The organism is Enterobacter sp. 120016 (assembly GCF_018383635.1).
Lineage (GTDB): Bacteria > Pseudomonadota > Gammaproteobacteria > Enterobacterales > Enterobacteriaceae > Enterobacter > Enterobacter asburiae_D.
In genome coordinates, this window is record NZ_JAHAWC010000023.1 from 32,997 (window position 1) to 50,695 (window position 17,699).

General features: G+C 53.7%; 14 protein-coding genes and 5 tRNA genes. 18 read left to right on the plus strand and 1 reads right to left on the minus strand.

The genetic code is table 11. From position 1 onward, the window contains the following. Positions 1 to 41 precede the first annotated feature (41 nt). From KIF87_RS21385 to dppF, 13 genes are all read left to right on the plus strand, one after another. Complete coding sequence (locus KIF87_RS21385; RefSeq protein WP_213330607.1) at positions 42 to 1,244, plus strand: L-lactate MFS transporter; 1,203 nt, start codon at positions 42 to 44, stop codon at positions 1,242 to 1,244. Between the two features lie 355 nt (positions 1,245 to 1,599). Then, on the plus strand, positions 1,600 to 2,124 hold the full coding sequence (gene lpfA, locus KIF87_RS21390) for a long polar fimbrial major subunit LpfA (protein WP_213330609.1): 525 nt from the start codon (positions 1,600 to 1,602) through the stop codon (positions 2,122 to 2,124). A gap of 85 nt (positions 2,125 to 2,209) precedes the next feature. Then, the gene (gene lpfB, locus KIF87_RS21395) at positions 2,210 to 2,908 is read left to right on the plus strand and encodes a long polar fimbrial biogenesis chaperone LpfB (protein WP_213330611.1); all 699 of its coding nucleotides are present in this window, start codon (positions 2,210 to 2,212) and stop codon (positions 2,906 to 2,908) included. Between the two features lie 22 nt (positions 2,909 to 2,930). Beyond that, positions 2,931 to 5,459 carry an outer membrane usher protein LpfC gene (lpfC, locus tag KIF87_RS21400; RefSeq protein ID WP_213330613.1) on the plus strand — a complete coding sequence of 843 codons (2,529 nt, stop codon included), beginning with the start codon at positions 2,931 to 2,933 and terminating at the stop codon, positions 5,457 to 5,459. Positions 5,460 to 5,476: 17 nt separating this feature from the next. Beyond that, on the plus strand, positions 5,477 to 6,547 hold the full coding sequence (lpfD, locus tag KIF87_RS21405; protein ID WP_213330628.1) for a long polar fimbrial protein LpfD: 1,071 nt from the start codon (positions 5,477 to 5,479) through the stop codon (positions 6,545 to 6,547). 5 nt (positions 6,548 to 6,552) lie between these two features. After that, positions 6,553 to 7,080: a long polar fimbrial protein LpfE gene (lpfE, locus tag KIF87_RS21410; RefSeq protein WP_213330615.1), complete on the plus strand. Its 528-nt coding sequence runs from the start codon at positions 6,553 to 6,555 to the stop codon at positions 7,078 to 7,080. A 254-nt stretch (positions 7,081 to 7,334) separates the two neighbouring features. Then, a complete protein-coding gene (gene eptB, locus KIF87_RS21415; RefSeq protein WP_213330618.1) occupies positions 7,335 to 9,029 on the plus strand; it encodes a kdo(2)-lipid A phosphoethanolamine 7''-transferase in 1,695 nt (564 codons plus the stop codon). Between the two features lie 91 nt (positions 9,030 to 9,120). Further along, positions 9,121 to 9,197 (plus strand) — tRNA-Pro (locus tag KIF87_RS21420). A gap of 620 nt (positions 9,198 to 9,817) precedes the next feature. Next, positions 9,818 to 11,425 carry a dipeptide ABC transporter periplasmic-binding protein DppA gene (dppA, locus tag KIF87_RS21425; protein WP_213330620.1) on the plus strand — a complete coding sequence of 536 codons (1,608 nt, stop codon included), beginning with the start codon at positions 9,818 to 9,820 and terminating at the stop codon, positions 11,423 to 11,425. Between the two features lie 161 nt (positions 11,426 to 11,586). Beyond that, positions 11,587 to 12,606: a dipeptide ABC transporter permease DppB gene (gene dppB / locus KIF87_RS21430; RefSeq protein WP_213330622.1), complete on the plus strand. Its 1,020-nt coding sequence runs from the start codon at positions 11,587 to 11,589 to the stop codon at positions 12,604 to 12,606. 9 nt (positions 12,607 to 12,615) lie between these two features. After that, on the plus strand, positions 12,616 to 13,518 hold the full coding sequence (dppC, locus tag KIF87_RS21435; RefSeq protein WP_213330624.1) for a dipeptide ABC transporter permease DppC: 903 nt from the start codon (positions 12,616 to 12,618) through the stop codon (positions 13,516 to 13,518). 10 nt (positions 13,519 to 13,528) lie between these two features. Next, positions 13,529 to 14,512 (plus strand): dipeptide ABC transporter ATP-binding protein, encoded by a 984-nt coding sequence (gene dppD, locus KIF87_RS21440; protein WP_008502772.1) that lies wholly within the window; start codon positions 13,529 to 13,531, stop codon positions 14,510 to 14,512. Beyond that, positions 14,509 to 15,522 carry a dipeptide ABC transporter ATP-binding subunit DppF gene (gene dppF, locus KIF87_RS21445; protein ID WP_048980121.1) on the plus strand — a complete coding sequence of 338 codons (1,014 nt, stop codon included), beginning with the start codon at positions 14,509 to 14,511 and terminating at the stop codon, positions 15,520 to 15,522. The genes dppD and dppF overlap by 4 nt, the downstream gene beginning before the upstream one ends. Positions 15,523 to 15,565: 43 nt before the next feature. Here the strand turns inward: dppF and coaA are convergent, their stop codons facing one another. Next, positions 15,566 to 16,516: a type I pantothenate kinase gene (gene coaA / locus KIF87_RS21450; protein WP_213330626.1), complete on the minus strand. Its 951-nt coding sequence runs from the start codon at positions 16,514 to 16,516 to the stop codon at positions 15,566 to 15,568. A gap of 317 nt (positions 16,517 to 16,833) precedes the next feature. Here coaA and KIF87_RS21455 point away from each other — a divergent pair. The 5 genes from KIF87_RS21455 to KIF87_RS21475 form a co-directional block, all read left to right on the plus strand. After that, positions 16,834 to 16,909: transfer RNA gene (locus tag KIF87_RS21455), tRNA-Thr, on the plus strand. 8 nt (positions 16,910 to 16,917) lie between these two features. Beyond that, positions 16,918 to 17,002 (plus strand) — tRNA-Tyr (locus KIF87_RS21460). A 117-nt stretch (positions 17,003 to 17,119) separates the two neighbouring features. After that, positions 17,120 to 17,194: transfer RNA gene (locus KIF87_RS21465), tRNA-Gly, on the plus strand. A 6-nt stretch (positions 17,195 to 17,200) separates the two neighbouring features. Continuing rightward, a tRNA-Thr gene (locus KIF87_RS21470) sits at positions 17,201 to 17,276 on the plus strand. Between the two features lie 118 nt (positions 17,277 to 17,394). Further along, the coding region (locus KIF87_RS21475) for a GTP-binding protein (RefSeq protein ID WP_004386159.1) at positions 17,395 to 17,699 on the plus strand (305 nt) is incomplete at its 3' end.

Here is a 17,699-nt window from a genome sequence, read left to right on the forward strand (position 1 = left end):
CCTTAGCGAACTTCCTTAATTTCTCTTGCAGGACAACTGCCATGAACACATCAACTCATAACCGCACGCGCTGGCTCACGCTCTTTGGCACCATCGTCACCCAGTTTGCGCTGGGGTCGGTCTATACCTGGAGCCTGTTTAACAGCGCGCTTTCCGACAAACTCGGCGCACCGGTCAGCCAGGTTGCGTTCTCCTTTGGTCTGCTGAGCCTGGGGCTGGCGATTTCGTCTTCCATCGCGGGCAAGCTGCAGGAGCGTTTTGGCGTGAAGCGTGTGACCATGGCGTCCGGCATTCTGCTGGGTCTGGGCTTTTTCCTGACGGCGCATTCCAGCAACCTGATGATGCTGTGGCTGAGCGCCGGCGTGCTGGTGGGTCTGGCGGACGGTGCAGGTTACCTGCTGACCCTGTCGAACTGCGTGAAGTGGTTCCCGGAGCGTAAAGGCTTAATCTCCGCGTTCGCCATCGGCTCCTATGGCCTGGGCAGCCTCGGGTTCAAATTTATCGACTCCCACCTGCTGGCGTCCGTTGGCCTCGAAAAAACCTTTATGATCTGGGGCGCAATCGTGCTGGTGATGATTCTGTTCGGCGCCACGCTGATGACCGATGCGCCGCAGCAGGAGGTCAAATCCGTTAACGGCGTGGTGGAGAACGACTTCACCCTCGCGCAGTCCATGCGTAAACCGCAGTACTGGATGCTGGCGGTGATGTTCCTGACGGCCTGCATGAGCGGTCTGTATGTGATCGGCGTGGCGAAGGACATCGCGCAGGGGATGGTGAAGCTGGATGTGGCCACGGCGGCCAATGCGGTGACCGTGATCTCCATTGCTAACCTCTCCGGTCGCCTGGTGCTCGGTATTCTGTCTGACAAAATTGCCCGCATCCGCGTGATTACGATTGGGCAGGTGGTTTCGCTGGTCGGCATGGCGGCGCTGCTGTTCGCTCCGCTGAATGAAGCCACCTTCTTTGCGGCGATTGCCTGCGTGGCCTTTAACTTCGGCGGCACCATTACCGTCTTCCCGTCGCTGGTGAGCGAGTTCTTTGGCCTGAACAATCTGGCGAAAAATTATGGCGTGATCTATCTGGGCTTCGGGATTGGCAGTATCTGCGGCTCGCTGATTGCTTCCCTGTTCGGCGGGTTCTACGTGACCTTCTGCGTCATCTTCGCCTTGCTGATTATTTCCCTGGCGCTGTCGACCACTATTCGCCAGCCGCAGCGCGAAGTATTCAAAGAAGTACATGCATAACGTATGATATGCCAGACAAAAAGCGCCCACCGGGCGCTTTTTTTTGATTTAGCACAAATACATAATTAATTGTCACCCGAGAAACGTTAAATAAAGAAGGTGATTCATTTGATTGATTAATAGATTTCAGGAAACAATATATAAATTATATTGGTTTATTCCTAATAAAAGAGCGGTTTATACGGACTCTCTTATATCTTTATGAATTTACTTAGTTTTAATTTTTGCTAAAAATCAGCTTTACTTATTCTAATTTTAAAATCCAAATTCCCGTCTATATACTCCATTTCCTCACAGAATGCAGGTTATTCCTAAGGATGCGTTCTGTCATCTACCGTCATAAATGGAGTTTTTAATGAAAAAGGTTATTTTTGCACTGTCTGCTCTCGCTGTAGTTTCCACTTCTGCTTTCGCGGCTGAATCTGGTGACGGCACCGTTAAATTCACCGGTGAAATCGTTGACGCGCCATGCGTAATTTCTACTGACACTCAGAACCAGGAAGTTCGTTTGGGTCAGGTTAAGAAATCTGTCTTCAAAGCGGTTGGCGACAAGTCTGTTTCCACTCCTTTCCAGATCAAACTGGAAGACTGCGACATCACCACTAAAAACAAAGTTAACGTGAGCTTTGCAGGCGTTGCAGATGCAGACGACGCGAAACTGGTTTCTGTTAGCACTGAAGCGGGTGCAGCAACTGGCGTGGGCATTGGTATCTACGACAATGCTAACAAACTGGTTGATATGAACACTGGTAAATCCACCACCACGCTGGCTGCTGGCCAGACCGTGCTGTACTACACCGCTAACTACGTGGCGACCAACGCGACTGTAACTACCGGTTACGGTAACGCAGAAGTCGACTTCAACCTGTCCTACGAATAATCGACTTTTCGTCAGTAGAAGACAATCACAATGGCAACGGAAACCCCGTTGCCATTTTTTCCAGCGGAGTCTCAGGGAGAGAAGCATGAACCGCTCACGTTTGATATCTTGCGCAGCACTGGCGCTGGCGCTGATTTCACAAAACAGTTTTGCAGGCGGCGTGGCATTAAGCAGCACGCGCGTTATTTATGACGGCAGCAGAAAGGAAGCTTCTCTGACGGTCAATAACAAAAGCATCACGGATGAATTCCTTATTCAGTCATGGATTGATGATGCCAACGGTAATAAAAAGACGCCGTTTATCATCACCCCACCTTTATTTAAATTAAGCCCGACGAAAAATAACGTCTTACGTATTGTGAATACGTCCAATGCGTTACCGCAGGATCGTGAGTCCGTGTACTGGGTTAACGTGAAAGCCATTCCTGCCAAAAGTGAAAATGCCGAAGGTAAAAACGTGCTGCAAATTGCCGTGCGTACCCGCTTAAAACTGTTTTATCGCCCGGCGGGCCTGAAAGGCAACAGCATGGACGGCTGGAGCAAACTGAAGTTTACCAGCGCAGGGGCAAACCAGATCAAAGTGGAAAACCCATCTGCCTTTAACCTCACTTTTAATAAATTTTATGCCAACGGCCGTGATATTGAAAAAGCGGGAATGGTTCCAGCAAAAGGCTCGTTGAATATTGAACTGCCAGCCGGCACCGGCAAGGTAAACGAAGTCAAATACAACATTATTAATGACTTCGGTACGGCTGGCGACATGCTGACACAGCGCGTTAATTAATACGTTTTGAAGGTTTATTACTATGCCATGGACGCATCTTCCTCTGGTCAATAAGACCCCGCGTTTCCCACTGTCCGCGCTTGCGCTGATGGTTGCGGGCACGCTCCCCGCGTATGCGGGAACATTTAACCCGCGCTTTCTGGAAGATGTGCCGGGTATTGACCAGCACGTTGACCTTTCAATGTATGAATCCAGTAAAGCCGAACAGCTGCCGGGTAAATACCGCGTGTCGGTGATGGTCAACGATAAAAAAATGGAGTCTCGCACCCTGGAGTTTAAGGCCGCGACAGAGGCTCAGCGCGCTAAAATGGGTGAAACCCTGGTGCCGTGCTTAAGCCGCGTGCAGCTTGAGGACATGGGCGTGCGCATTGAAAGCTTCCCGGCGCTGAAAATGGCACCGCCTGAAGCGTGCGTGGCCTTTGACGATATTATTCCTCAGGCTGCCAGCCATTTCGATTTTGCTAACCAGACGCTGATCATGAGCTTCCCGCAGGCCGCGATGAAGCAGACGGCGCGCGGTACGGTACCGGAATCCCAGTGGGATGAAGGGGTAAATGCCCTGCTGCTGGACTATAACTTCTCCGGGAGCAACGCCAGCTATGACGCGCACGACGGTGACACCAGCTACAACAGCGACAGCTACTATCTGAACCTGCGCAGCGGTATGAACCTGGGCGCGTGGCGCTTACGTAACTACAGCACCTGGACGCGTAACGACGGCAAAAACCAATGGGATAACATCGGCACATCCTTAAGCCGCGCCATTGTGCCGCTGAAATCACAGCTGACGCTGGGGGATACCTCAACGTCCGGTGATATTTTTGACAGCATTCAGATGCGCGGTGCGCAATTAAGCTCCGACGAAGAGATGCTGCCAGACAGCCAGCGCGGGTTTGCGCCGGTCATCCGCGGTATTGCCAAAAGTAACGCCGAAGTGACCGTTGAGCAGAACAACTACGTTATCTACCGTACGTTTGTTCAGCCGGGTGCGTTTGAAATTAATGACCTGTACCCAACCTCAAACAGCGGTGACCTGACGGTCACCATTAAAGAGGCCGATGGCAGCGAGCAGAAGTTCGTACAGCCGTTCTCCGCGGTGGCGATCCTCCAGCGTGAAGGCCACCTTAAGTACAGCCTCTCCGCAGGGGAATACCGTGCCGGGAACTATAGCAGCGCCGAGCCAAAGTTCTGGCAATTGGATGCCATGTACGGTCTGCCGTACGGCTTTACCGTTTACGGCGGGTCGATCTTCTCGGACGACTATTACTCGCTGGCGGGCGGTTTAGGTAAAAACTTCGGCTACATCGGTGCCGTCTCCATCGACGTGACGCAGGCGAAAAGCAGCCTGGCCAACGATGAAAGCTCGGAAGGTCAGTCTTACCGCTTCCTCTACTCCAAGAGCTTTAACAGCGGTACCGATTTCCGCCTGCTGGGTTACAAGTATTCGACCAGCGGCTATTACACCTTCCAGGAAGCAACCGATGTACGCAGCGATGCGGACAGCTCGTATAGCCAGTACCACAAGCGTAGCCAGATTCAGGGTAACGTGACGCAGCAGCTGGGCACTTTTGGCTCGGTCTATTTTAACGTCACGCAGCAGGACTACTGGAACGATCAAGGTAAACAGCGCTCGCTGAACGCCGGTTATAACGGCCGTATTGGGCGGGTGAACTACAGCATTGCCTACACCTGGACGAAAAGCCCGGAGTGGGATGAAAGCGATCGCCTGCTGTCATTCTCCCTGTCGATTCCATTGGGACGCGTGTGGAGTAACTATCGCCTCACGACCGATCAGCATGGCCGCACCAACCAGCAAGTGGGCGTCAGCGGTTCCGCGCTGGAAGACCGCAACCTGAACTATAGCGTGCAGGAAGGCTACGGCAGCAACGGCGTGGGTAACAGCGGCAGCGTGAACCTGGATTACCAGGGCGGCGTGGGGAGCGGTAGCCTGGGTTACAACTACAACCGCGACGGTCAGCAGGTGAACTACGGTCTGCGCGGCGGCGTGATTGCCCACAGCGAAGGCATTACGCTTTCTCAGCCGCTGGGCGAATCCATGGCGATTATCTCCGCGCCGGGCGCGCGCGGTGCGCACGTTATTAACAACGGCGGTGTGGAAGTGGACTGGATGGGCAACGCGGTCGTGCCTTACCTCACTCCGTACCGCGAGACGGAAGTCTCACTGCGAAGCGACAGCCTCAACAACCGGGTTGACCTGGATACCGCCTCCGTCAACGTGGTGCCGACGCGCGGCGCGATTGTGCGTGCCCGCTTTGATACCCGCGTGGGCTATCGCGTGCTGATGAACCTGACGCAGGCCGACGGCAAAGCGGTACCGTTTGGTGCTACCGCCACGCTTCTGGACAGCAAAAAAGAGTCCAGCAGCATCGTCGGGGAAGACGGACAGCTCTATATCAGCGGGATGCCAGAGAAAGGCGCGCTGCAGGTGAATTGGGGTAAAGGCCAGGCACAGCAATGCCGCGTGGCGTTTACGCTCCCGGAACAACAGGATAATACCGGCGTAGTAATGGCGAATGCCGTCTGCCGGTAACAGGGAAGGATACGATGATGTTGAAAAAATTAATGATGTTTGCTGGCCTGCTGGGCGGGTCAGTGCTGTGTTCCGGCCAGGCGCTGGCAGCGGCGGACTGGGGGCCATGTACCCCGAATGGGGGTACGCACAGCTTTTCTGCCGTGCTGGATAAAACAATTACCGATACGTCTGAGAACGCTTCAGGCGTAGTTTTCCCTGATTTTTGGTCGTGGGATCTGGGGGGAAAGTACAAAGCTACCTGTGAATGCCCTGCCGGGGATGATCTAGTGGAGGGCTTGTTTATGGCTAGCTCGCCTCTGCCCTTTGGCCACAGCGAGGGCGCTCGTGATTACTATGTGATCAACGATAATATCCAGATTTCTGCTGATGTTTGGATTGAAGGTAATACGCAAAAATACTTTACCGTTCCTTTTTCCAACAAAACTAACCAAAACCCCTCCAGAGGGGGTTGTGATGTGAATGGGACTGATCCAAATTGGGCAACCGGAAGTAAGGGAAAGCTCTCCCTATACATACATCACCCCTTCGTTGGTGAGCTGGTTATCCCAGAGACAAAGATTGTGGATGTGTTTGGGACCCGAAAAGAGGGGGTTTATGGCGCAACCCCGTTGTCATCGGTATTTTTCAGCGGCCACATTATCGTCCCTCAGGGCTGCGAGCTTTCCAGCGGCAGTACGCTGGAAATACCGTTTGGTGAGTTTAAAGCCAGCGATTTCAAAGATCGTAAAGGGCAAATTCCTAAGAACGCCAGAACATTCACCCAGGAACTGCAGTTTAAATGCACCAATATCTCCGACGGTGTGAAGATCTTTATGCATATAGAGGGGCTGCCAAACGCCAATGATACGAACGCGATTGATATGGGTAACCCCGATATTGGTGCGGTGATTAAAGGTGACAATGGTAAAGTATTGGTTCCAAATGACATTAATGCGAATCAGGAACTGAAAGTGTCTAATTTGGTTGATGAAACGCACCGTACCGCCTCAACGACCATTTCGGCCTACCCGATAAGTACCACCGGTAAATTGCCGGCTGCGGGAGAGTTCGAAGGGATTGCCACCATGCGTATTGATGTGGAGTAAGCAGGATGAAAACCATTAATGCGTTTTTGCCAGCGTGTTTGCTGCTTACGGCCTCAGCGATGGCGGCCCCGGTAAATATCGGTTCAGCAGGTGATATTCACTTCACTATCACCATAAAGGCGGCTACCTGTGAGCTGGAAAGCGACAATATTGATGTGAATATGGATACCGTGGTGCTGACACGCCCGGTGAGAGTGGGTAAAGAGCTGAACCAGAAAAGCTTCAGCATTGGCTTAAAAGATTGTGCGTATGCCACGAAGGCTTACGTCACGATGGACGGTGCGGCAGACGCCACCAACCCATCGCTCTTTGCCCTGGATAGCGGTGGAGCGACCGGCGTGGCATTGAAAATCAAAAGTTCTGGCGGGGTGCAGCAGTTCCCCTCCAGTACGGACAGCACGCCCGTGGAGCACACCGTCTGGTTTGATGGTACGAACAAGCTGAACTATATCGCCAGCTATGTTCCTGTTAAATCTGATGCTACCGTAGGTACGGCGAATGCGACGGTGAATTTTAGCGTCATATACGAGTAAGCCCGAAGGGCCAGTTCGCTGGCCCTTTCTCCTTTTTACGGAGTCGCATCCGTGGCCTTTTTTCTTCTTGATCTGATTTTTTGTAAAAATCTTCATCGATCACACTCTCTGCTGCCACTTTTTTTTACCGCTGTGGTCTACTTATCGCGGTTGTAGACGTTTCTGATAACGGTTTCTCCCGCACCTACTTACTCTGTCTGCTTTCTCCATGAGATTCGACGGGTCTTTATACCCCTTCCCCCAGGGTTGTTTGCATGAAATATATTAGGTCTCTTACCCAGCAACGTTTGTGTCTGATGCTGGCTGTCTATATCGGTTTGTTTCTGAATGGCGCGGTGCTGTTCAGAAGAGTGGAAGGCTATTTTGAACACCTCACCGTAAGCAATGGGATTTTCGCCGCGATTGAAGTGTTTGGCTCTGTTCTGGCCACTTTCTTCCTGTTACGTCTGCTCTCTCTCTTTGGCCGCCGGACCTGGCAAATTTTGGCCTCGCTGGTGGTGATTATTTCCGCCGCCGCAAGCTATTACATGACATTTATGAACGTGGTTATTGGGTACGGTATCGTTGCCTCGGTAATGACCACGGATATCGATCTCTCGAAAGAGGTGGTAGGGAAAGGCTTTATCGTCTGGACGATTTTAACCTGCCTGATCCCGCTGTTCTTTATCTGGAGCAATACCTGCCGCTATACGCTGTTACGCCAGCTGCGAACGCGCGGGCAGCGGATCCGCAATATCGTCGTTGTCCTGCTGGCCGGTCTGCTGGTATGGGCGCCTATCCGCCTGATGGAAACGCAGCAAAAACGCGTCGAGAAAGCGACGGGCGTGGATATGCCAAGCTATGGCGGCGTGGTGGCAAACTCCTATTTGCCGTCTAACTGGCTGTCAGCGTTAGGTCTGTATGCCTGGGCACAGGCGGATGAATCCAGTGATGTGAAGTCTCTGATCAATCCACTGAAAAAATTCACCTACCAGCCGCCAGCCGACGGGATTGATGATACCTACGTCGTCTTTGTCATTGGTGAAACGACGCGCTGGGATCATATGGGCATTCTCGGCTATGACCGGGACACCACGCCAAAGCTGGCGCAGGAAAAGAACCTGGTGGCCTACCGTGGCTACTCCTGCGATACCGCAACCAAGCTCTCGCTGCGCTGTATGTTTGTGCGTGAAGGCGGTGCAAGCGATAACCCGCAACGTACGCTGAAAGAGCAGAACGTGTTTGCCGTGCTGAAGCAGCTTGGGTTTAGCTCTGACCTGTTCGCCATGCAAAGTGAGATGTGGTTCTACACCAACACGCTGGCGGATAACATCGCCTACCGCGAACAGATTGGTGCCGAGCCGCGTAACCGCGGTAAAAACGTCGACGACATGCTGCTGCTGGAAGAGATGTCGGAGTCCCTCAAGAACCATCCACAGGGCAAGCATCTGGTTATTCTGCATACCAAAGGATCGCATTACAGCTATTACCAGCGCTACACGCGTGATTTCGCGAAGTGGCAGCCTGAGTGCGTGGGCATTAATAAAGACTGCAGCAAGCAGGAGCTGATCAACGCCTACGATAACTCGGTGCTGTATGTGGATACCTTCCTGAGCCGGGTGATTGACCAGCTGCGAGATAAGAAAGCGATTGTGATTTATGCGGCAGACCACGGTGAATCCATCAACGAGAAAGAGCATCTGCACGGTACGCCGCGCAAGCTGGCACCGCCGGAGCAGTTCCGCGTGCCGATGATCATGTGGATGTCGGATAAGTACCTTGAAAATCCGGAGAAGGCGAAGATGTTTGCTCAGCTGAAGAAAGAGGCGGAGATGAAGGTGCCGCGTCGTCACGTTGAGCTGTACGACACCATTATGGGCTGTCTTGGCTATACCTCACCGAATGGTGGGATTAACGAAAACAACAACTGGTGTAAACTCCCTGATAACACCGCAAAAGCCGCGCAGTAGCTGCTCTGGCGAGAATATCGCCAGTTGATTGTCTTTTTGAAAATAAGGGATTGACGGGGGCGCACCTCAGCAGTAAGATGCGCTCCGCATTCGGCGAGTAGCGCAGCTTGGTAGCGCAACTGGTTTGGGACCAGTGGGTCGGAGGTTCGAATCCTCTCTCGCCGACCACATTCTGAAAAGGGCTAACCGCAAGGTTAGCCCTTTTTGCATTATGACCTTATCCCGTCAGAGTATCCAAAACGCCCCTTAGGCCTGCTTCTCCCTGCCTGTTAACGATTTTGTGACATAATCCATTGTATTTTTTTATATATAGATTGATCTTTTTTCGCGTTGCTTATGGATAACCTCAGCATTTTTCGCTGTGCGTTTTAACGTTCGCGGTATTTAGTGCTCAGATAATCACCGTTCTGCAAGAAAATTTACCCATTCTGAATAAAAGTTAATCACTGATTGTTGCGAAATATGAAGAGAGTTGTGCTGCAAGAGGGCGAGTAGCATAAATTTCCCTGCTGAAAACTGGCACACATAGTTTTTTTAATCTTTGTTTGCGGTTTCTCACACTCAGCGTAAATCCCCGTCACCTGTATTGACGTTTTCACATTCTATTGACAGATTGTAGGGCATGAGGGGCATTTCAGGGACGATCTGCGCTGCAACTCAAACGCTCTTCTGAAAGGATTCTCCATCCCTTTAAAGCCTTCGGGCATCACCGACCGGACCGGGTAAAAAATAAATAAAGGTCTGGCGGCGTAACACAACAAAGCAAAACATCACATTGGAGCAGAATAATGAGTATTTCCTTGAAGAAGTCAGGGATGCTGAAGCTTGGTCTGAGCCTGGTGGCTATGACCGTGGCAGCAAGCGTACAGGCAAAAACCCTGGTTTACTGTTCTGAAGGCTCGCCGGAAGGCTTTAACCCACAGCTCTTTACCTCTGGTACGACTTACGACGCAAGCTCTGTACCGATCTATAACCGTCTGGTTGAATTCAAAACCGGTACCACGGAAGTGATTCCGGGTCTGGCCGAGAAGTGGGACGTCAGCGAAGACGGCAAAACCTATACCTTCCACCTGCGCCAGGGCGTGAAGTGGCAGGACAGCAAAGAATTCAAACCAACGCGCGACTTTAACGCCGACGACGTTGTGTTCTCCTTCGACCGTCAGAAAAACGCTCAGAACCCGTACCACAAAGTGTCTGGCGGCAGCTATGAATACTTCGAAGGGATGGGTCTGCCTGACCTGATTGCTGAAGTGAAAAAAGTGGACGATAAAACGGTTCAGTTCGTGCTGACTCGCCCGGAAGCGCCATTCCTGGCTGACCTGGCCATGGACTTCGCCTCAATTCTGTCCAAAGAGTACGCGGACAACATGCTGAAAGCCGGTACGCCGGAAAAAGTTGACCTGAACCCAATCGGTACCGGTCCATTCCAGCTGCTGCAGTACCAGAAAGACTCCCGCATCCTGTACAAAGCCTTCGAAGGCTTCTGGGGCACCAAGCCGAAGATCGACCGTCTGGTCTTCTCCATCACGCCTGATGCGTCAGTGCGTTATGCAAAACTGCAGAAAAACGAATGCCAGGTGATGCCGTACCCGAACCCGGCTGATATCGCCCGCATGAAGCAGGACAAGAACATCAACCTGCTGGAGCAGGCTGGCCTGAACGTGGGCTATCTCTCCTTCAACACCGAGAAGAAACCGTTTGATGACGTGAAGGTGCGTCAGGCGTTGACCTATGCGGTGAACAAAGAAGCGATCATCAAGGCCGTTTACCAGGGCGCTGGCGTTGCTGCCAAAAACCTGATCCCACCAACCATGTGGGGCTATAACGACGACGTTAAAGACTACAGCTACGATCCTGAGAAAGCGAAAGCGCTGCTGAAAGAAGCGGGCCAGGACAAAGGCTTCACCGTTGAGCTGTGGGCGATGCCGGTACAGCGTCCGTACAACCCGAACGCACGCCGTATGGCGGAAATGGTTCAGGCTGACTGGGCTAAGGTTGGCGTTCAGGCCAAGATTGTGACCTACGAGTGGGGCGAGTACCTGAAGCGCGCCAAAGCGGGTGAGCACCAGGCGGTAATGATGGGCTGGACCGGCGACAACGGGGATCCGGACAACTTCTTCGCTACCCTGTTCAGCTGCGCGGCGGCGAAAGACGGTTCTAACTACTCTCGCTGGTGCTACAAGCCGTTTGAAGACCTGATCCAGCCGGCGCGTGCGACCGACGATCACAACAAACGTATTGAACTGTACAAGCAGGCTCAGGTTGTTATGCACGATCAGGCTCCAGCGCTGATTGTTGCTCACTCCACCGTGTACGAGCCAGTGCGTAAAGAAGTGAAGGGCTACGTGGTTGATCCACTGGGCAAACACCACTTCGAAAACGTATCTGTTGAATAATAAGTAGGGTGTTCTCCCTCTCCCTCCGGGAGAGGGCAGGGGTGAGTGGCGTGCATGCATCCCCTCACCCTAACCCTCTCCCAGAGGGAGAGGGAATTTACATTTGTGAGCAATACAGACGTCACGCCACTGGTCGTGCGTCATCAGAGAGAATCCGGGTTATGTTGCAGTTCATCCTCCGACGTCTGGGACTTGTTATCCCCACGTTTATCGGTATCACCCTTCTCACTTTTGCCTTCGTCCATATGATCCCCGGCGACCCGGTAATGATTATGGCGGGCGAGCGTGGTATTTCCCCTGAGCGCCATGCACAGCTGCTGGCGGAACTCGGTCTCGATAAGCCGATGTGGCAGCAGTACCTCCACTATATCTGGGGCGTGTTGCACGGTGATTTAGGGATTTCGCTGAAAAGTCGTCTTCCGGTGTGGGACGAGTTCGTGCCGCGTTTTAAAGCGACACTGGAGCTTGGCGTCTGCGCCATGATTTTCGCCACCGCGGTGGGTATTCCCGTCGGGGTACTGGCTGCCGTCAAGCGTGGCTCTATTTTTGACCATACCGCCGTTGGCCTGGCGCTGACCGGCTACTCCATGCCTATCTTCTGGTGGGGCATGATGCTGATCATGCTGGTCTCCGTGCAATGGAACCTAACCCCGGTCTCAGGGCGCGTCAGCGATATGGTCTTCCTGGATGATAGCAACCCGCTCACCGGCTTTATGCTGATTGATACGGCTATCTGGGGCGAAGAGGGTAACTTCATTGATGCCGTGGCGCACATGATCCTGCCTGCCATGGTGCTGGGCACCATTCCTCTGGCGGTGATCGTGCGTATGACCCGTTCATCGATGCTGGAAGTGCTGGGTGAAGATTATATCCGCACCGCACGCGCCAAGGGCCTGACGCGTATGCGCGTCATCATCGTTCACGCGCTGCGTAATGCCATGCTGCCGGTGGTGACCGTTATCGGTCTCCAGGTGGGGACGTTGCTGGCGGGGGCGATCCTGACCGAAACCATCTTCTCCTGGCCGGGCCTTGGACGCTGGCTGATTGATGCGCTGCAACGCCGTGACTATCCGGTTGTGCAGGGCGGTGTACTGCTGGTCGCGACGATGATTATCCTCGTCAACCTGCTGGTCGATTTGCTGTACGGCGTGGTGAACCCGCGTATTCGTCATAAGAAGTAAGGGACCATCATGTCACAAGTCACTCAAAATAAAGTGGTCGCTGCACCGGTTCCGATGACGCCGCTGCAGGAATTCTGGCACTACTTCAAGCGCAATAAAGGCGCGGTGGTAGGGCTGGTGTATGTCGTAATCATGATCCTGATTGCGGTGTTTGCGAACTTCCTCGCACCGTATAACCCGGCGGACCAGTTCCGCGATGCGCTGCTCGCGCCGCCTGCGTGGCAGGACGGCGGTAGCCTGACGCACCTGCTGGGTACCGATGACGTGGGCCGCGACGTGCTGTCGCGTCTGATGTACGGCGCGCGCCTGTCGCTGCTGGTCGGCTGTCTCGTTGTTGTGCTGTCGCTGATCATGGGCGTCGTCCTCGGCCTGGTTGCCGGTTACTTCGGCGGCATCGTTGATAACATCATCATGCGTGTCGTCGATATTATGCTGGCCCTGCCAAGTCTGCTGCTGGCGCTGGTGCTGGTGGCGATCTTCGGCCCGTCGATTGGTAACGCCGCGCTGGCGTTGACCTTCGTGGCGCTACCTCACTACGTGCGTTTAACCCGTGCAGCGGTGCTGGTGGAAGTGAACCGCGATTACGTCACCGCGTCTCGCGTGGCGGGTGCCGGTGCGATGCGCCAGATGTTCGTTAATATCTTCCCTAACTGCCTTGCGCCGCTGATTGTTCAGGCGTCGCTCGGTTTCTCTAACGCCATTCTTGATATGGCCGCTCTTGGCTTCCTGGGCATGGGTGCGCAGCCGCCAACACCGGAGTGGGGCACCATGCTCTCCGACGTGTTGCAGTTCGCACAAAGTGCCTGGTGGGTTGTCACCTTCCCGGGTCTGGCAATCCTGCTGACGGTGCTGGCATTTAACCTGATGGGTGATGGCCTGCGTGATGCGCTTGATCCCAAACTGAAGCAGTAAGAGGCACGAGATGGCGTTATTAAATGTAGATAAATTATCGGTGCACTTCGGCGACGAAGGCACCCCGTTTCGCGCCGTGGACCGCATCAGCTACAGCGTAAATCAGGGCGAAGTGGTTGGCATTGTTGGGGAGTCCGGTTCCGGTAAGTCAGTGAGCTCACTGGCGATCATGGGGCTGATTGATTACCCGGGCCGCGTGATGGCGGAAAACCTGCAGTTCAACGGTCAGGACCTGAAGCGCATTTCTGAGAAACAGCGCCGCCAGCTGGTGGGCGCCGAAGTTGCGATGATTTTCCAGGATCCCATGACCAGCCTGAACCCCTGCTACACCGTCGGTTTCCAGATTATGGAAGCGATTAAGGTGCACCAGGGCGGGAATAAGAAAACCCGTCGTCAGCGCGCAATCGATCTGCTGAACCAGGTGGGTATTCCTGACCCGGCATCGCGTCTGGACGTTTACCCGCACCAGCTCTCCGGTGGGATGAGCCAGCGCGTGATGATCGCGATGGCGATTGCCTGTCGACCAAAACTGCTGATTGCGGATGAACCGACGACGGCGCTGGATGTGACCATTCAGGCGCAAATCATCGAGCTGCTGCTGGAGCTGCAGCAGAAAGAGAATATGGCGCTGGTGCTGATTACGCACGATCTGGCGCTGGTGGCCGAAGCCGCGCACAAAATTATCGTGATGTATGCCGGTCAGGTGGTCGAAACCGGAAATTCACACGATATTTTCCGCGCGCCGCGTCACCCGTATACCCAGGCGCTTTTACGCGCGCTGCCGGAGTTTGCCCAGGACAAAGCGCGTCTGGCGTCGCTGCCGGGTGTGGTACCGGGTAAATATGACCGTCCGCAGGGCTGTCTGCTCAATCCGCGCTGCCCGTATGCGACGGACAAATGCCGGGCAGAAGAGCCAGAGCTGAACCAGCTTGCTGACGGTCGTCAGTCGAAATGCCACTACCCACTCGATGATGCCGGGAGGCCAACACTATGAGTACGCAACAGGCCACCAAGCAACAACCGCTGCTGCAGGCCATCGATCTGAAAAAATACTACCCGGTGAAGAAGGGACTATTTGCCCCTGAGCGCCTGGTGAAAGCGCTGGACGGCGTCTCTTTTAACCTCGAACGCGGTAAAACACTGGCGGTGGTAGGGGAGTCAGGCTGCGGTAAATCCACGCTGGGCCGTCTGCTGACGATGATTGAAGTGCCGACCGGCGGAGAGCTCTATTATCAGGGGCAGGATCTGCTCAAGCACGATCCGCAGGCGCAGAAGCTGCGTCGCCAGAAAATCCAGATTGTGTTCCAGAACCCGTATGGTTCTTTGAACCCGCGTAAAAAAGTCGGGCAGATTCTGGAAGAGCCGCTGCTGATCAACAGTAATCTGAGCAAGGAGCAGCGCCGCGAAAAAGCGCTGGCGATGATGGCGAAGGTCGGCCTCAAAACCGAGCATTACGACCGCTATCCGCACATGTTCTCCGGCGGCCAGCGTCAGCGTATCGCTATTGCGCGCGGGCTGATGCTCGATCCGGACGTGGTGATTGCCGATGAGCCGGTCTCCGCGCTCGACGTATCCGTGCGTGCGCAGGTGCTGAACCTGATGATGGATCTCCAGCAGGAGCTGGGGCTGTCTTACGTGTTCATCTCCCACGACCTGTCGGTGGTGGAGCACATTGCTGATGAAGTGATGGTGATGTACCTGGGGCGCTGCGTGGAGAAGGGGACCAAAGACCAGATCTTTAATAACCCTCGTCACCCGTATACCCAGGCGCTGCTGTCCGCGACGCCGCGTCTGAATCCGGACGATCGTCGTGAGCGTATTAAGCTGACGGGTGAACTGCCAAGTCCGCTGAATCCACCTCCGGGATGCGCATTCAACGCCCGCTGCAGTCGCCGCTTTGGCCCGTGCACCCAGCTCCAGCCGCAGCTGAAGGATTATGGCGGCCAGCTGGTTGCCTGCTTCGCGGTCGATCAGGATGAAAATGGCGAGAAGCCACAGGCATAACGAAAAAAACCGGCGCTAGGCCGGTTTTTTTATGTCTGCTCGATTATTTCCGCAGGCGAATCTGGTCGACGGCGTGCTTCTCGCTTTTGGTGAGGATCAGGCTCGCTCGCTCGCGCGTCGGCAGGATGTTTTCTTTGAGGTTCACGTAGTTGATCTCGTTCCACAGCCCCGTGGCCACGTTGACTGCTTCTTCTTCAGAAAGCTGAGCATAGTGGTGGAAATAGGAATCCGGGTCAGTGAACGCCCCTTCGCGGAACTTCAGGAAGCGGTTGATGTACCAGTTTTGCAGCAGGTCTTCCGGCGCATCGACATAAATAGAGAAATCGACGAAATCCGAGACGAATACGTGATGCGGGTCGTGAGGATAGTCCATCCCGCTTTGCAGCACGTTCAGACCTTCCAGAATCAGAATGTCCGGCTGGACCACCGTTTTATCCCCACCCGGGATGCGATCGTAGATCAGGTGTGAATAGACTGGCGCGGTGACGTTTGGGGCACCAGATTTAAGGTCGGAAACGAATTTCACCAGACGGTGCATATCATAAGAAAGCGGGAAGCCCTTCTTCTTCATCAGCCCGCGTTCTTTTAACACCTCGTTCGGGTGCAGGAAGCCGTCGGTGGTGATCAGCTCCACGCTGCGGTGTTCCGGCCAGCGGCTCAACAGCGCCTGCAGGACACGCGCGGTGGTACTTTTACCCACGGCCACGCTGCCTGCAATACTAATGATATAAGGAATGCGTTGACCGTTCGTCCCGAGAAACTGCTCCAGCACGGCCTGACGGCGCAGGTTCGAGCTGATATAGAAGTTAAGCAAGCGAGAGAGGGGGAGATAAATTTCTGCCACCTCTTCCAGGGACAGATCTTCGTTTATCCCTTTTAACCGTGCGATTTCACCTTCCGTCAGCGTCATAGGGACGGAATCACGCAGGGCAGCCCACTGGCTGCGGTTAAAGTGAAGATAAGGCGTCATTAACGTTTGCTCTTTTTTGCTCATAAGCATGCTTCAGTGAGCCAGCATCACACTGCCGGATCATGGCTCATCACACAGTTAATTTTGGACAATGGGCAGGAGGTTAACACCAGATGACAGGAATAATAAGAAAAAAGATGGAAAGCGCTGCGTAACGCGGAAGCCGTCACGCTACGGTGAATACGGTGCAAATCACGCTGATATGTTGAATATTTGACCTCAAATGACTACTTTTACAGCGTCCGATACGCTCTTAGCATAAAATGTGAGCGAAAGAACGTTTTATGCAAATTTTTAGTTGCATGACCGCGCAGGTATCCATAGAATGCGCGCTACTTGATGCCGACTTAGCTCAGTAGGTAGAGCAACTGACTTGTAATCAGTAGGTCACCAGTTCGATTCCGGTAGTCGGCACCATCAAGTCCGGTGGGGTTCCCGAGCGGCCAAAGGGAGCAGACTGTAAATCTGCCGTCACAGACTTCGAAGGTTCGAATCCTTCCCCCACCACCACTTTCTGGCAGCGTAAATGCCGCCGGAGCTGGTTGGAAAAATTAGCCAGCTCAAACTGAAAAAGAGAGAAATCTCTTTTTTTGTTACAGAAAGAACTGGGTAGCCGAGTTTCAGGATGCGGGCATCGTATAATGGCTATTACCTCAGCCTTCCAAGCTGATGATGCGGGTTCGATTCCCGCTGCCCGCTCCAATACGTGCTGATATGGCTCAGTTGGTAGAGCGCACCCTTGGTAAGGGTGAGGTCCCCAGTTCGACTCTGGGTATCAGCACCACTTCACTTCTCCTTCCCGTTTCTCTCTGTTTCAATTTTACTGTATTCAACAATTCAGGCATTTCGCCTGGTTGATGTGGTGATATCACCGATTTATCCGTGTCTTAGAGGGACAATCGATGTCTAAAGAAAAGTTTGAACGTACAAAACCGCACGTTAACGTCGGTACTATCGGCCACGTTGACCATGGTAAAACAACGCTGACCGCTGCAATCACTACCGTTCTGGCAAAAACCTACGGTGGTTCTGCTCGCGCATTCGACCAGATCGATAACGCGCCAGAAGAAAAAGCTCGTGGTATCACCATCAACACCTCTCACGTTGAGTACGACACCCCGACTCGCCACTACGCACACGTAGACTGCCCAGGCCACGCCGACTATGTTAAAAACATGATCACCGGTGCTGCGCAGATGGACGGCGC

Coding starts and splice junctions, on each gene's coding strand:
- eptB (WP_213330618.1), top strand. CDS start 7,335: ATGAAATATATTAGGTCTCTTACCCAGCAACGTTTGTGTCTGATGCTG.
- lpfE (WP_213330615.1), top strand. CDS start 6,553: ATGAAAACCATTAATGCGTTTTTGCCAGCGTGTTTGCTGCTTACGGCC.
- dppB (WP_213330622.1), top strand. CDS start 11,587: ATGTTGCAGTTCATCCTCCGACGTCTGGGACTTGTTATCCCCACGTTT.
- dppA (WP_213330620.1), top strand. CDS start 9,818: ATGAGTATTTCCTTGAAGAAGTCAGGGATGCTGAAGCTTGGTCTGAGC.
- lpfB (WP_213330611.1), top strand. CDS start 2,210: ATGAACCGCTCACGTTTGATATCTTGCGCAGCACTGGCGCTGGCGCTG.
- lpfD (WP_213330628.1), top strand. CDS start 5,477: ATGTTGAAAAAATTAATGATGTTTGCTGGCCTGCTGGGCGGGTCAGTG.
- dppF (WP_048980121.1), top strand. CDS start 14,509: ATGAGTACGCAACAGGCCACCAAGCAACAACCGCTGCTGCAGGCCATC.
- dppD (WP_008502772.1), top strand. CDS start 13,529: ATGGCGTTATTAAATGTAGATAAATTATCGGTGCACTTCGGCGACGAA.
- dppC (WP_213330624.1), top strand. CDS start 12,616: ATGTCACAAGTCACTCAAAATAAAGTGGTCGCTGCACCGGTTCCGATG.
- coaA (WP_213330626.1), bottom strand. CDS start 16,516: ATGAGCAAAAAAGAGCAAACGTTAATGACGCCTTATCTTCACTTTAAC.
- lpfA (WP_213330609.1), top strand. CDS start 1,600: ATGAAAAAGGTTATTTTTGCACTGTCTGCTCTCGCTGTAGTTTCCACT.
- KIF87_RS21385 (WP_213330607.1), top strand. CDS start 42: ATGAACACATCAACTCATAACCGCACGCGCTGGCTCACGCTCTTTGGC.
- lpfC (WP_213330613.1), top strand. CDS start 2,931: ATGCCATGGACGCATCTTCCTCTGGTCAATAAGACCCCGCGTTTCCCA.